11 protein-coding genes are annotated in these 12,524 nt (G+C 45.9%); 2 read left to right on the top strand and 9 right to left on the bottom strand.

Annotation, left to right across the window (positions count from 1 at the left end):
• Positions 1-78: 78 nt before the first annotated feature.
• The 4 genes from FKQ60_RS11205 to cysP form a co-directional block, all read right to left on the bottom strand.
• Positions 79-1,206: a sulfate/molybdate ABC transporter ATP-binding protein gene (locus tag FKQ60_RS11205; RefSeq protein WP_170906519.1), complete on the bottom strand. Its 1,128-nt coding sequence runs from the start codon at positions 1,204-1,206 to the stop codon at positions 79-81.
• Positions 1,203-2,066: a sulfate ABC transporter permease subunit CysW gene (gene cysW / locus FKQ60_RS11210; protein ID WP_004395993.1), complete on the bottom strand. Its 864-nt coding sequence runs from the start codon at positions 2,064-2,066 to the stop codon at positions 1,203-1,205. The genes FKQ60_RS11205 and cysW overlap by 4 nt, the downstream gene beginning before the upstream one ends.
• Positions 2,067-2,076: 10 nt before the next feature.
• A complete protein-coding gene (gene cysT, locus FKQ60_RS11215) occupies positions 2,077-2,922 on the bottom strand; it encodes a sulfate/thiosulfate ABC transporter permease CysT (protein ID WP_004395994.1) in 846 nt (281 codons plus the stop codon).
• Positions 2,923-2,999: 77 nt separating this feature from the next.
• Positions 3,000-4,001: a thiosulfate ABC transporter substrate-binding protein CysP gene (cysP, locus tag FKQ60_RS11220; protein WP_170906520.1), complete on the bottom strand. Its 1,002-nt coding sequence runs from the start codon at positions 3,999-4,001 to the stop codon at positions 3,000-3,002.
• Between the two features lie 260 nt (positions 4,002-4,261).
• On the opposite strand from cysP, the gene cysM reads away from it, so the two are divergent.
• Both cysM and mutS read left to right on the top strand, forming a co-directional pair.
• Complete coding sequence (gene cysM / locus FKQ60_RS11225; protein ID WP_158137831.1) at positions 4,262-5,152, top strand: cysteine synthase CysM; 891 nt, start codon at positions 4,262-4,264, stop codon at positions 5,150-5,152.
• A 162-nt stretch (positions 5,153-5,314) separates the two neighbouring features.
• Positions 5,315-7,897, top strand: coding sequence for a DNA mismatch repair protein MutS (mutS, locus tag FKQ60_RS11230; protein ID WP_170906521.1), 2,583 nt, complete (start codon positions 5,315-5,317; stop codon positions 7,895-7,897).
• A 62-nt stretch (positions 7,898-7,959) separates the two neighbouring features.
• On the opposite strand, the gene rpoS is transcribed toward mutS, so the two are convergent.
• From rpoS to truD, 5 genes are all read right to left on the bottom strand, one after another.
• A complete protein-coding gene (rpoS, locus tag FKQ60_RS11235) occupies positions 7,960-8,937 on the bottom strand; it encodes an RNA polymerase sigma factor RpoS (protein WP_158144275.1) in 978 nt (325 codons plus the stop codon).
• A gap of 72 nt (positions 8,938-9,009) precedes the next feature.
• Complete coding sequence (gene nlpD, locus FKQ60_RS11240; RefSeq protein ID WP_170906522.1) at positions 9,010-9,978, bottom strand: murein hydrolase activator NlpD; 969 nt, start codon at positions 9,976-9,978, stop codon at positions 9,010-9,012.
• Positions 9,978-10,604 carry a protein-L-isoaspartate(D-aspartate) O-methyltransferase gene (locus FKQ60_RS11245; protein WP_004395999.1) on the bottom strand — a complete coding sequence of 209 codons (627 nt, stop codon included), beginning with the start codon at positions 10,602-10,604 and terminating at the stop codon, positions 9,978-9,980. Before FKQ60_RS11245 ends, nlpD begins: the two co-directional genes overlap by 1 nt.
• Before the next feature lie 3 nt (positions 10,605-10,607).
• Positions 10,608-11,363: a 5'/3'-nucleotidase SurE gene (gene surE / locus FKQ60_RS11250; RefSeq protein ID WP_154169165.1), complete on the bottom strand. Its 756-nt coding sequence runs from the start codon at positions 11,361-11,363 to the stop codon at positions 10,608-10,610.
• Entirely contained in the window at positions 11,356-12,402 is a 1,047-nt protein-coding gene (truD, locus tag FKQ60_RS11255; RefSeq protein WP_154169167.1) for a tRNA pseudouridine(13) synthase TruD, read from the bottom strand. Before truD ends, surE begins: the two co-directional genes overlap by 8 nt.
• Positions 12,403-12,524 lie beyond the last annotated feature (122 nt).

The following is a 12,524-nucleotide window of genomic DNA, read 5'->3' on the forward strand; positions in this document are numbered from 1 at the left end:
CCAACCACCCAAACATCATAAAACATAATGGGCACCATTCGGTACCCATTGCTTCACACCACACCGTCATGATGACTCTTAAATTTCAAACATCAAACTGTCTGCATCAAGGAACGGCCAGCGAATCACCTGAGGAGACTGACTCTGTTCGTCAAAAAAATACCCCACCTGTGGCGTAGCAAATACTTTGTCGCCGCGAGCAATAGGCTGTTCATTTAAAGCGCGATGAGTCAGTTTCGCTTCCCATGGTTCAGGGCTTTGCCAACCGATAGGCGCAAGCTCGACTCGAACCTCTGCACCAACAGGATTAATCGACAAAACTTCACAAGGTAAACAGGCTTGACTGTTCTCTTTGAAAGAAACACTCAACTCATGACTACGAACATAAAGCGTCCCAGTTTGTTGAATCGCTCTCTGCTGAGGCGGCAAAATAAAAGCCTGCTCATTTTTCCAATGGGGATCCTGCCACTGAGCAGGAAAAACATTTACATTACCAAAAAAGTCGAACACAAAACGACTGTTTGGCTCAGCGTATAACTGAACAGGGGTATCGACTTGTTCGATTCGACCATTACTCATCACCACCACACGATCCGAAAGCTCTAAGGCTTCATCTTGATCGTGGGTGACGAAAACGCTGGTAAAGCCGAGCTCATCATGCAAACTGCGTAGCCAGCGACGTAGCTCTTTACGAACTTTGGCATCGAGCGCACCAAACGGCTCATCCAATAACAATACTTCTGGTTGAGTGGCCAATGCTCGAGCTAACGCGATACGCTGTTTTTGTCCACCTGACAACTGCTCTGGATAGCGATCGGCCAAATGACCAAGTTGAACAATCTCAAGCAGTTGTTTGACTCGTCGAGCGATTTCAGTCGACGTTGGACGCTGACGACGATCCATCACTTGTAAACCAAAGGCCACATTATCCGCAACCGTCATGTGCCGGAACAGGGCGTAATTTTGAAATACAAACCCAACTCGGCGTTCACGAACATGAACATGGGTCACATCACGATCACGAAAATGAATGTGTCCAGTATCCGCCCCTTCCAAGCCAGCGATAATACGCAATAAAGTGGTTTTTCCTGAGCCAGATGGGCCTAGTAAGCCTATCATTTCGCCATCATCAATGTGTAAAGAGAGCGGTGATAAAGCCTGAAATGCTCCAAAGTTTTTGGAAATATTATCTAAACGAATACTCATACCGTCTCTTGCTCACTCTTGGTTTTGCTTTGATTATGTTCTTGTCGCCACTCAACAATCGCTTTTAACACTAATGTTAACAAGGCGATAAACGCCAGTAATGACGCACTCGCGAACGCCGCTTGTGATTGGTAATCTTCATACAAGACTTGGACATGCAAAGGAAGGGTATTGGTCTCACCACGGATATTGCCAGACACCACCGCCACTGCACCAAATTCGCCAATCGCTCTGGCGTTGGTTAATATCACCCCGTAAATAAGGGCCCATTTTATGTTCGGCAACGTCACTCGACGAAACAGTTGCCACCACGATGCTCCCAAAATCACCGCCGCTTCTTCATCCGAACGGCCTTGCTGTTGCATCAGAGGGATCAGCTCTCGGGCAACAAATGGGCAGGTAACAAACACCGTGACCAATACGATACCCGGCCAGGCAAACATCACCTGTAAATCACGCTCAAACAGCCATTCACCTAACCAGCCGTTACTACCATAGAGCAGTAAATACAACAAACCTGCAACGACGGGAGAAACGGCAAATGGAATATCAATGATCGTGGTCAGTACTTTACGTCCTGGAAATTCAAAACGCGTGACCGCCCAAGCGAGCAACACCCCAAACACCAAATTAATCGGCACCGTCAACAAGGCAACCAATAACGTCAAACTGATCGCATGGCGCGTATCGGGTTCGAGTAAATGACCAATGTAAGCCGATAAACCACTTGCGAACGCTTGCTGAAAAATACTGACTAATGGGATCACTAAAAGTAAAGTGACCCAAAATAGCGCCAATCCAATCAGGCTCCATTTCACCCAAGGCGTTTCACCGACTCGTTTCGGCTGTAATCCTTTCATCGCCTTTTCCTTAACGCCCATGAATACGACGTAAATAAGCACCTTGCCATACATTGATCGTCAACAGTAATAACAAAGAAGCAAGTAGCACCACCGAAGCAATCGCGCTCGCCGCAGGAAAATCAAATTCTTGCAAACGCACAAAAATCATTAATGACGTAATTTCACTCACATAAGGCATGTTGCCAGCAATGAAGATCACCGCGCCAAACTCCCCTAAACTGCGCGTAAATGAAAGCGCGACACCAACCAGCAGAGCGGGCTTTAACGACGGCATGATCACTCGCCAAAACACCGCTCGATCCGTCGCACCAAGGGTCATACCGGCTTCTTCCTCCTCTTTAGAAATCTCTTCTAACACAGGCTGAACCGTACGAACCACAAAAGGCAAACTGGTAAACACCATTGCTAATACAATCCCTAAAGGGGTGTAAGCGACCTTGATCCCGAGTTCACTAAGCACACTTCCTACCCATCCATTGGTTGAGTACAGCGTCGCTAAGGTTATTCCTGCCACTGCCGTGGGGAGCGCAAAGGGTAAGTCGACTAACGCATCCAGGATCCGTTTGCCATAAAAGTCATAACGAACCAAAACCCACGCCAGCAACAGTCCTAGCAAGCCATTAAATAACGAGGCAATCAACGCGGCTCCAATGGTAACTTTGTAACTGGCCACCACTCTTGGGTCGGCGATCACCTGCCAATATTCTGCCCAAGACATATTGCTGGTTTGGATAATTAAGCCACTCGCCGGCAGTAATAAAATTAAACTGATAAAAAATAGCGAGGTCCCGAGACTGACCCCAAAACCGGGCAATACTCGTTTATGACGTGGTCGCGTGAGAGAACGGCTCATAAACCCTCTGCAAAAACTTAAGCGTAAGTAAAATAGCCACTGAGTTAGATTAGTAAAACTAAGTGGCGAATCATCGGTTAACGACGTTGTAGCTGATCCAGTTTAGCGCCATTGGCAAAATGGTCTTGCATGGCTTTTTCCCAACCACCCGCAATAGTCTCTACCGTTAATAATTCGACATCAGGAAAACGATCGGCAAACTCGGCTTTCACTTTTTCATCATGAATTCGATAGCTGAAACCAGCCAATAAACGCTGTGCATCTTCGCTGTATAAGTAAGAGAGGTATTCGTGAGCAACCTCATAAGTGCCTTTACGTTTAGCGGTACGCTCGACAACCGCTACCGGAAATTCAGCCAAAATAGAAGTTTTAGGCACCACGACTTGATAATCATCCATACCGTACTGCTGACGAATATTATTAACTTCAGATTCAAAGGTAATCAATACGTCCCCAAGGCCACGCTCAACAAAAGAAGTGGTTGCCCCTCGACCTCCGGTATCAAATACCGCGACATTAGCAAGAAACTGTCTTAAAAATCGGTCTTGTTCGGCTTGATTATCGACACCAAATTCTTGCTGGGCAAAACCTAACGCGGCCAAATAGGTGTAACGCGCATTACCGGAAGTTTTTGGATTCGGGAATACGGATGACACATCGTCGCGAGCCAAATCATCCCAGTTCTGAATATTTTTCGGGTTACCTTTGCGAACTAAAAATGCGGTTGTTGAATAATAAGGTGAGCTCGCATTAGGAAATTTATCTTGCCAATTAGCGTCGATTAATTTTCCCCGATCATGCAGAACTTGGACGTCGGTAACTTGGTTGAAAGTCACCACATCCGCTGCAAGCCCTTGTAAAATAGAACGAGCTTGAGCGGAAGAACCGCCATGAGATTGACGTATTTCTACCGTTTGCCCAGTTTTTTCTTGCCAATGTTTAGCAAATAGCGGGTTATAAGCATTGAAAAGCTCACGAGCGATATCATACGATGAGTTAAGAATGGTTTGATCGGCGGCTGAAACATTGAATGTTCCAACCATGAGTAATGTGGCTAACGCCGACTTAATAAACTTCATATTTGATACTCCACAATTCCCGTTGCCAGCATGGCTTCCTGTTGCTTAGAGTATTAGGTAAATGGATTATAACAAAGCTTATTAATAGAACTTTTTGGAATAAAATCTAGCAATAAATTGTATGTCGATTAAACCGTGAGTTTTATAATAGACAGATGACCGAAGTGTGATAAAACAGCTTAGTCTGAACGACACCTCCATCACTCAGACAACCAGCGGTGTACTGCTTAATCAAAAGATAAATGACTAAGGATAAACATGTGACTGATTTTCCAACCATTGAAGCGTATGTCGGACAAACACCATTAGTTCGTTTACAAAGATTAGCTCAAGATAGCTCGAGCACCGTTTTAGTCAAACTGGAAGGCAACAATCCGGCAGGTTCAGTCAAAGATCGTCCGGCATTGAATATGATTGTTCAGGCTGAGAAGCGCGGTGATATTCATCCTGGAGATAGGATCATCGAAGCCACCAGTGGTAATACAGGCATCGCCTTAGCCATGGCTGCCGCGATTAAAGGCTACAAAATGACCTTAATCATGCCTGATAACGCAACCCAAGAGCGTAAAGATTCCATGCGTGCCTATGGCTGTGAATTAATTCTGGTCAGTAAAGAACAAGGCATGGAAGGCGCTCGTGATTTAGCTCTGCAAATGCAAGCCCAAGGTCAAGGCAAAGTGCTGGATCAATTTAATAATCCAGATAATCCCTTGGCGCACTTTCAGTCAACCGGACCAGAAATTTGGCAGCAAAGCCAAGGACTGATTACTCATTTTGTCTCTAGCATGGGGACAACCGGCACCATCATGGGTACGTCACGTTATCTTAAACAGCAAAACCCGCAAATCCAAATCATCGGCCTGCAACCGTCTGAAGGCAGCTCGATACCTGGAATCCGCCGCTGGCCAAAGGAGTATCTACCGGGGATTTTTGAACAGTCTCGGGTCGATGTGGTGATGGATATCAGCGAGCAAGATGCTGTTCAAACGGCGCGAGCATTAGCGACTCAAGAAGGGATCTGCGCTGGTGTAAGCTCTGGGGGCTCCGTATTTGCCGCGTTACAAATCGCTAAACAGAACCCGGGGGCAGTGGTTGTCGCAATCGTCTGTGATCGCGGCGATCGTTATCTCTCTTCTGGTCTATTTTCTTGAAACAAATCGATTATTTTCGCATGGCGTGATGAGCCTGTTCATCACGCCATTCACTGCCTATTACCATCGGTTGATTGCTCATTAATAGTGAAGTTTGTTATCCTCTGCGGCTGAGTTGTTGACGCTCAGAACAAACAACTGGCTAACCGAGTAACTAATACCATGAGTACATCCAACGCTTCTTGCATCGAGTCTTCCTCATCTCATACCCCGATGATGAGGCAGTATCTTAAACTCAAAGCAGAAAACCCCGATATTTTGCTGTTTTATCGCATGGGTGATTTTTATGAACTGTTTTATGATGATGCAAAACGTGCCTCGCAATTATTAGATATCTCACTCACCAAACGCGGCGCTTCTGCCGGTGAACCAATCCCCATGGCTGGCGTACCTTATCATGCTGTGGAAGGCTACTTAGCCAAACTAGTGCAGTTGGGAGAATCCATCGCTATTTGCGAGCAAATAGGCGATCCGGCGACCAGTAAGGGGCCGGTTGAACGCAAAGTTGTACGCATTATTACCCCTGGCACCATCACTGACGAAGCCTTATTGTCTGAGCGTAGCGATAATTTGATTGCGGCGATTTATCATCAGGGCGGTAAATTTGGTTATGCGACCTTGGATATCACCTCTGGCCGTTTTCAACTCTCTGAACCAGATTCGGTAGAATCAATGTGCGCTGAACTGCAACGCACCGCACCGCGCGAATTGCTCTTTCCTGAAGATTTTAGCCCTGTACAGGTTCTAGCCAATCGCAAAGGTAACCGACGCCGCCCGATTTGGGAATTCGAACTCGACACCGCAAAACAACAGTTGAATCAACAATTTGGCACTCGTGACTTGGTAGGTTTTGGTGTAGAAAAAGCCAAACTCGGTTTATGTGCAGCGGGCTGCTTAATTCAATACGTAAAAGATACTCAGCGCACCGCCCTACCCCATATTCGTGCTCTGACTTTTGATCGCCAAGATCAATCGGTTATTTTAGATGCAGCGACTCGTCGTAACTTAGAATTAACCCAAAATTTAGCGGGCGGACAAGAGCACACCTTAGCTGAAGTCTTAGATCACTGTGCAACCGCGATGGGCAGCCGTATGCTCAAACGTTGGATTCACCAACCTACGCGCCATATCGACACCATCAATCAACGTTTGGATGGGATAACCGAGCTCAAACAAGACGCGCTATTTGCTGAACTTTCCCCAATATTAAAACAAATTGGCGATATCGAGCGTATCTTGGCTCGTTTAGCACTGCGCTCTGCTCGCCCACGTGATTTAGCTCGCCTGAGAAATGCGCTGCAGCAGTTACCTGAGCTCAACCAGCAAATGGCGTCGCTTAGACATCCGTATTTATGTCAATTACGTCAAGATGCCCAGCCCATTGAAGTGCTCTCACAACTGCTGGAACGAGCGATAAAAGACAACCCTCCAGTGGTGATCCGTGATGGTGGCGTGATTGCTGATGGTTATGATGCGGAACTGGACGAGTGGCGTAAATTAGCCGCAGGTGCTACCGAGTATCTCGATCAATTAGAAGTCGATGAACGTGAACGTCACGGCATTGACAGCTTGAAAGTCGGTTACAACAATGTCCACGGCTTTTATATCCAAGTCAGCCGCGGACAAAGCCAACTGGTGCCACCGCACTATGTTCGTCGCCAAACCTTAAAAAATGCTGAGCGCTACATTATTCCTGAGCTCAAAGCACATGAAGACAAAGTATTAAATTCCAAATCAAAAGCTTTAGCATTAGAGAAACAGCTTTGGGAACAATTGTTTGATCTGTTACTGCCTCACTTAGAGTGTTTGCAAACGTTAGCTTCAGCCCTTTCACAGTTGGACGTACTACAAAATTTAGCCGAAAGAGCAGAAAGCTTGGATTATTGTCGACCAACCTTAACCGAGAATATTGGCTTACAGATTCAAGCCGGTCGTCATCCGGTGGTTGAGCAAGTGATGAACGATCCCTTTATTGCTAACCCAATCACGCTCCACCAGCAACGTAAAATGTTGATCATTACCGGTCCGAACATGGGAGGTAAGTCGACCTATATGCGCCAAACCGCCTTGATCGCCTTGATGGCGCACATGGGCAGTTATGTCCCAGCGCAATCGGCGACGATTGGTTTGTTAGATCGGATTTTCACTCGGATTGGCGCCTCTGATGATCTGGCTTCAGGTCGTTCCACGTTTATGGTCGAAATGACCGAAACCGCAAATATCCTACATAATGCAACCCAGCATAGTTTGGTATTGATGGATGAGATTGGTCGAGGCACCAGCACTTATGATGGGCTCTCTTTAGCGTGGGCCAGTGCCGAATGGTTAGCCACCAAAATTGGAGCCATGACCCTATTTGCTACTCACTATTTTGAGTTAACTGAACTGCCCAGCACTTTACCGCACTTGGCGAATGTTCATCTCGATGCGGTTGAGCATGGTGAAAACATCGCCTTCATGCACGCCGTACAAGAAGGGGCAGCCAGTAAATCCTACGGTTTAGCCGTCGCGAGCTTAGCGGGCGTACCTAAGGCTGTGATTACCAATGCCAAAAATAAACTCGCACAGCTTGAGCAACAGCGAGAGACGACCAAGAAACCATCAGCATCACTGGCTATAACTGATCAAATGAGCTTAATTCCTGAACCAAGTGAAGTTGAACAGCTACTCGCCGGTATTGATCCCGATGAGCTGACGCCACGTCAAGCATTAGAAGCCCTATATCGCTTAAAAAAATGCTTATAGATACAGCAGTATTAAAGCAAAAAGGCACCGTCGAGGTGCCTTTTCTACATCATTAAAGCCAATTAATTGTCGTTATCGACATTAAACAAAGCTTCCATATTCAGCCCTTGTTTAACGAGGATCTCGCGTAGGCGGCGTAAGCCTTCTACTTGGATCTGTCTGACTCGCTCACGGGTAAGATTAATTTCTCGCCCAACTTCTTCCAACGTTGAAGGTTCATAACCCAGTAATCCAAAACGGCGCGCTAAGACTTCTTTTTGCTTTGGATTGAGCTCATCAAGCCAATTAAGCAAAGATAAACGAATATCATCATCTTGAGTCGACACTTCCGGATCAGAGTGATTAGAGTCTGGCAGAATATCCAACAATGCTTTATCGCCATCGCCACCGATCGGAGTATCAACAGAACTGATCCGCTCATTCAAACGTAGCATTTTATTGACATCTTCAACTGGCTTGTCCAGCTCAGCGGCAATTTCCTCTGCCGTAGGTTCATGGTCCAAACGCTGTGAAAGTTCACGTGCTGTGCGCAAATAAATATTGAGCTCTTTGACGACATGAATCGGTAGACGAATGGTACGAGTTTGATTCATCAGCGCCCGTTCGATGGTTTGACGAATCCACCACGTGGCATAAGTCGAAAAACGAAAACCTCGTTCTGGATCAAATTTTTCAACGGCTCGGATCAAGCCTAGGTTGCCTTCTTCAATCAAATCGAGCAACGCTAGACCACGGTTACTGTAACGGCGAGAGATTTTCACCACCAAGCGTAGGTTACTTTCAATCATTCGCTTGCGCGCGGCCTCATCACCACGTAATGCACGTCGAGCGTAAAGGACTTCTTCTTCGGCGGTTAAAAGGGGTGAAAAACCAATTTCACTCAAATACATCTGTGTTGCATCTAAGCTTTTGCTCGATGCATCGTATTCTTCTTTGAGGTTAGTGGCGGATAGTTGCTCAACGTCAGACTCCGCTGCGTTGATAACTTCAGGGTCAAAATCAAAATCTTCGACTTTAGTGACTGAATTGCTGATACTCATAACGCCTCCCCTGGCGAGCTAGCAAGACATTACAACTTCAAATGTCGGCTACATAACTCATCACAAGCATGTTTATGGTAAGTAGCGTTGTGGATTCACTGGCTTACCTTGGTAACGAATTTCAAAATGTAAGCGAACACTGGTGGTTCCTGAGCTGCCCATGGTCGCGATTTTTTGACCAGCAGTTACATTCTGACCTTCTTGAACCAGCAGTTGATCATTGTGAGCATAGGCACTCAGATAGTCATCATTGTGCTTAATAATGATCAAATTGCCGTAGCCGCGTAGCGCATTACCTGAATACACCACCGTCCCAGCCGCGGTAGAAACAATCGATTGACCTCGCTGACCTGCAATATCAATACCTTTGTTTCCTTGATCTCCTGCGGAGAAACCTTTAATTACTCTCCCTTTGGTTGGCCATAGCCACTTAGCGATTTTATCGTTATTTTGTGTCGGTTTAGTGACAGGCTGACTAGTAACATTTACTTTGGGTGTAGTTTCAACATACCTGTTTGTTTTCGGTTGTTCAATAGGCGTTGTAGGTGATTTGTTGACCGTTGTAGGGGGTTTCTTACTGTTTTGAGAGATCGATACAGGATTAGAGTCTTTGCTCTTCACGGGCACCGAGGGAGCGATAACAACAGGTGCTGGTACAGCCACAGGTGTCGACGCCGAAGCAACGCTACCAACCGAACTGACATTCGCTTTAGGCCGAGGTCCAGCCCCCGTTCCCGCATAAGCAGGAGGTGTATACACTGGTCCCCATAAACGCAGCTTTTGTCCAGGGTGAATCACATAAGGCGCTTGCAGGCGATTAAAACGGATAATATCGTTAACATCTTTGTCAGTAATATAAGAGATAAAGTATAAGGTATCGCCTTTTTTTACCTCATAGTAACTGCCTCGATAACTGCCACGAGGTATTGAGTTATAGTCTTTGTTCAGCCCCGAAACTGGCGCAGGTATGTTAACCGCACAACCAAATAGTAAGCAGCACAAACCAATCAGCCATCCATTTCGACACTGCCACTTTTTCATTAAGCTAATTCACCTGCCACTAAAGGTACAAAACGTACCGTTTCTACGCTTTGAGTTATCCATTCATCACCTTGACGAATAATACACAGCAATTGCTGCTCTTCCTCTCCGACTGGAATCACTAAACGGCCACCATCGGTTAACTGCTCAAGTAAAGCTTGCGGAACAATCGGAGCGGCCGCGGTAACGATAATCGCATCAAAAGGCGCTTTAGCCGCCCAGCCTTGCCAGCCATCGCCATGTTTAGTTGAGACATTATAAATATCCAATTGTTTCAAACGGCGTTTCGCTTCCCATTGTAAAAATTTAATACGTTCAATCGAAAAAACGTGATCAACCAATTGAGCAAGTACCGCCGTTTGATACCCCGATCCGGTGCCAACTTCTAAAACTCGGCTATGTGGCTTTAAAGACAATATTTGAGTCATTTTGGCCACAATGTAAGGTTGTGAGATCGTTTGTCCAAGACCAATCGGTAACGCATGGTTATCATAAGCTTGATGCATCATCGCTTGTGACACAAACCGCTCTCTCGGCAAAGCGTGGATGGCAGATAATACCGCTTGATCATCAATTCCTTGCCGCACTAAATACTCAATCAGTTTATCCGCCTTAGGATTACTCATCTTTTATACCTTTAACCACGTCGCCATTGCACCGAGCGACTCATGAGCAGTTAAATCAACCAGTATCGGCGTCACTGACACACATTTTTGCTCAACCGCATAAAAGTCGGTGCCTTCTCCCGCGTCTTGCTCTCTTCCTGGAGGTCCGAGCCAGTAGATCTCATGCCCTCGTGGATCTTTTTGTTTGATCATATTTTCAGCATGATGACGAGCACCAAGTCGGGTGACTTGCGTTCCGGTTAATTGATCAAAAGGAACATCTGGAATATTTATATTAATCAATCGATTCGTTGGAATGGGTGAGGATAAGTGCTGCAAGACGATTTGACGAGCAATCTTACCTGCTGTCGCGAAATGGGTATTACCGACCAAAGAGAAGGCAATCGACTGTACGCCCAGAAAATGCCCTTCCATGGCCGCAGCAACCGTCCCAGAATAAAGCACATCATCCCCTAAGTTAGCTCCATGATTAATCCCGCTTAATACTAAATCGGGTAAATCATGTTTGAGTAATTCGTTAAGAGCAAAATGAACGCAGTCGGTTGGCGTACCTTGTACAGAATAGGTATTCGGCTCAATTTTTGTTACTCGTAATGGTTGCTCTAAAGTCAGAGAATTTGAGGCACCTGAGCGATTTCTATCCGGAGCAACAATGATAATCTCAGCCAAATCGGCTAATGCATAAGCCAGCGCCCGAATACCTTCGGCATAGACACCATCATCATTACTCAATAAAATTTTTAATTTTTTATTAGTCATAAACTCGTTCAACTGGAATTTCTTCAATTAATTCACGGACGATAGAGGTCGCAAAGCTGCCCGCATCCAAAGTAAAGCTAAGCAATATATTATTATTGTCGACTTGCCACTGAAGTTGCTGAGGATGTAAAGCAATCACTCGTCTGTCGTGACGCATCCGGTTGCCGCGAATCAGTTTCATTAGATCCGGCTCTGCATCGAGTGCTTGTTGCTCTAAGGCTTGCGCAGCACCTTGAGTGGGTAGAGCATTATCTCCCGCCAGTGCCGCGGTAATTTGGACTTTCTGATCAGCTAACTGTTGATTGAATTGCGTCAGTTGATCGTCGCTAACCAGTTCAGAGACTCCGTCTTTTAATGCTATATCACCCGCAATAAAAGACTCAAAACATCCAGACTGAATTCGAGCAGAGACGATATGGTTAAAAATCCACGAACGGGCAGCAGATAAATACAGACTACGTTGATTTTGATTACGAGAGCGCACATTGTCACGCCCCCAACGCCGCGCTTCATGGAGATTGTTGCCATCTTTACCAAAGCGCTGTTGACCAAAATAGTTAGGTACGCCCTGATCAGCAAGCACCTGCAAACGCTGCACAACATTATCGATATCGCTCACTTCACTGAGCGTCAATTCAAAGTGATTGCCCTGCAAATCACCGGGACGCAACTTTTTATGATGACGAGTCATCGCCAGCACTTGAATACTTGGGTATTGCTTTTCAAATGCAGTCAAATTCGGTAATTTTCCATCTGGAAGATAGACACTGAGCCATTGTTCTGTCACAGCATGCCGGTCTTTGAGCCCTGCCCAGCCGATATCTTTAGATTTTACACCACACGCCTTGGCCAGTTCATTCGCAACAAAACTGGTATTTTCTCCGGTTTTCCTAATGCACACCATGACGTGCTCACCTTCACCAGAAAAGGAATACCCTAAATCTTCGGTGACTTTAAAGTGCTCTGGTCGTGCTTTAATTTTTGCTTTCGCCGTCGGCTGACCACATAAGTAGGCCAGAGAAGAGAGAAGATCAGTCATTTTTTATTCCAATATCTGCCTACTCAACGCTCGTTAACGAAAACCTGAATTCATGGTAGGCAGTGAATGTATCCCATCGCTATCGTTCGATAACAATCTAGGAGTAAGATAAACAGACGGTA

This window comes from Vibrio sp. A11, assembly GCF_013048705.1.
GTDB lineage: Bacteria > Pseudomonadota > Gammaproteobacteria > Enterobacterales > Vibrionaceae > Vibrio > Vibrio metschnikovii.

Bases quoted from the DNA above. Each gene is read 5' to 3' on its own strand.
- rpoS (WP_158144275.1), bottom strand. From the start codon at position 8,937: ATGAGTATCAGCAATTCAGTCACTAAAGTCGAAGATTTTGATTTTGAC.
- mutS (WP_170906521.1), top strand. From the start codon at position 5,315: ATGAGTACATCCAACGCTTCTTGCATCGAGTCTTCCTCATCTCATACC.
- cysP (WP_170906520.1), bottom strand. From the start codon at position 4,001: ATGAAGTTTATTAAGTCGGCGTTAGCCACATTACTCATGGTTGGAACA.
- cysT (WP_004395994.1), bottom strand. From the start codon at position 2,922: ATGAGCCGTTCTCTCACGCGACCACGTCATAAACGAGTATTGCCCGGT.
- nlpD (WP_170906522.1), bottom strand. From the start codon at position 9,978: ATGAAAAAGTGGCAGTGTCGAAATGGATGGCTGATTGGTTTGTGCTGC.
- truD (WP_154169167.1), bottom strand. From the start codon at position 12,402: ATGACTGATCTTCTCTCTTCTCTGGCCTACTTATGTGGTCAGCCGACG.
- surE (WP_154169165.1), bottom strand. From the start codon at position 11,363: ATGACTAATAAAAAATTAAAAATTTTATTGAGTAATGATGATGGTGTC.
- FKQ60_RS11205 (WP_170906519.1), bottom strand. From the start codon at position 1,206: ATGAGTATTCGTTTAGATAATATTTCCAAAAACTTTGGAGCATTTCAG.
- FKQ60_RS11245 (WP_004395999.1), bottom strand. From the start codon at position 10,604: ATGAGTAATCCTAAGGCGGATAAACTGATTGAGTATTTAGTGCGGCAA.
- cysW (WP_004395993.1), bottom strand. From the start codon at position 2,066: ATGAAAGGATTACAGCCGAAACGAGTCGGTGAAACGCCTTGGGTGAAA.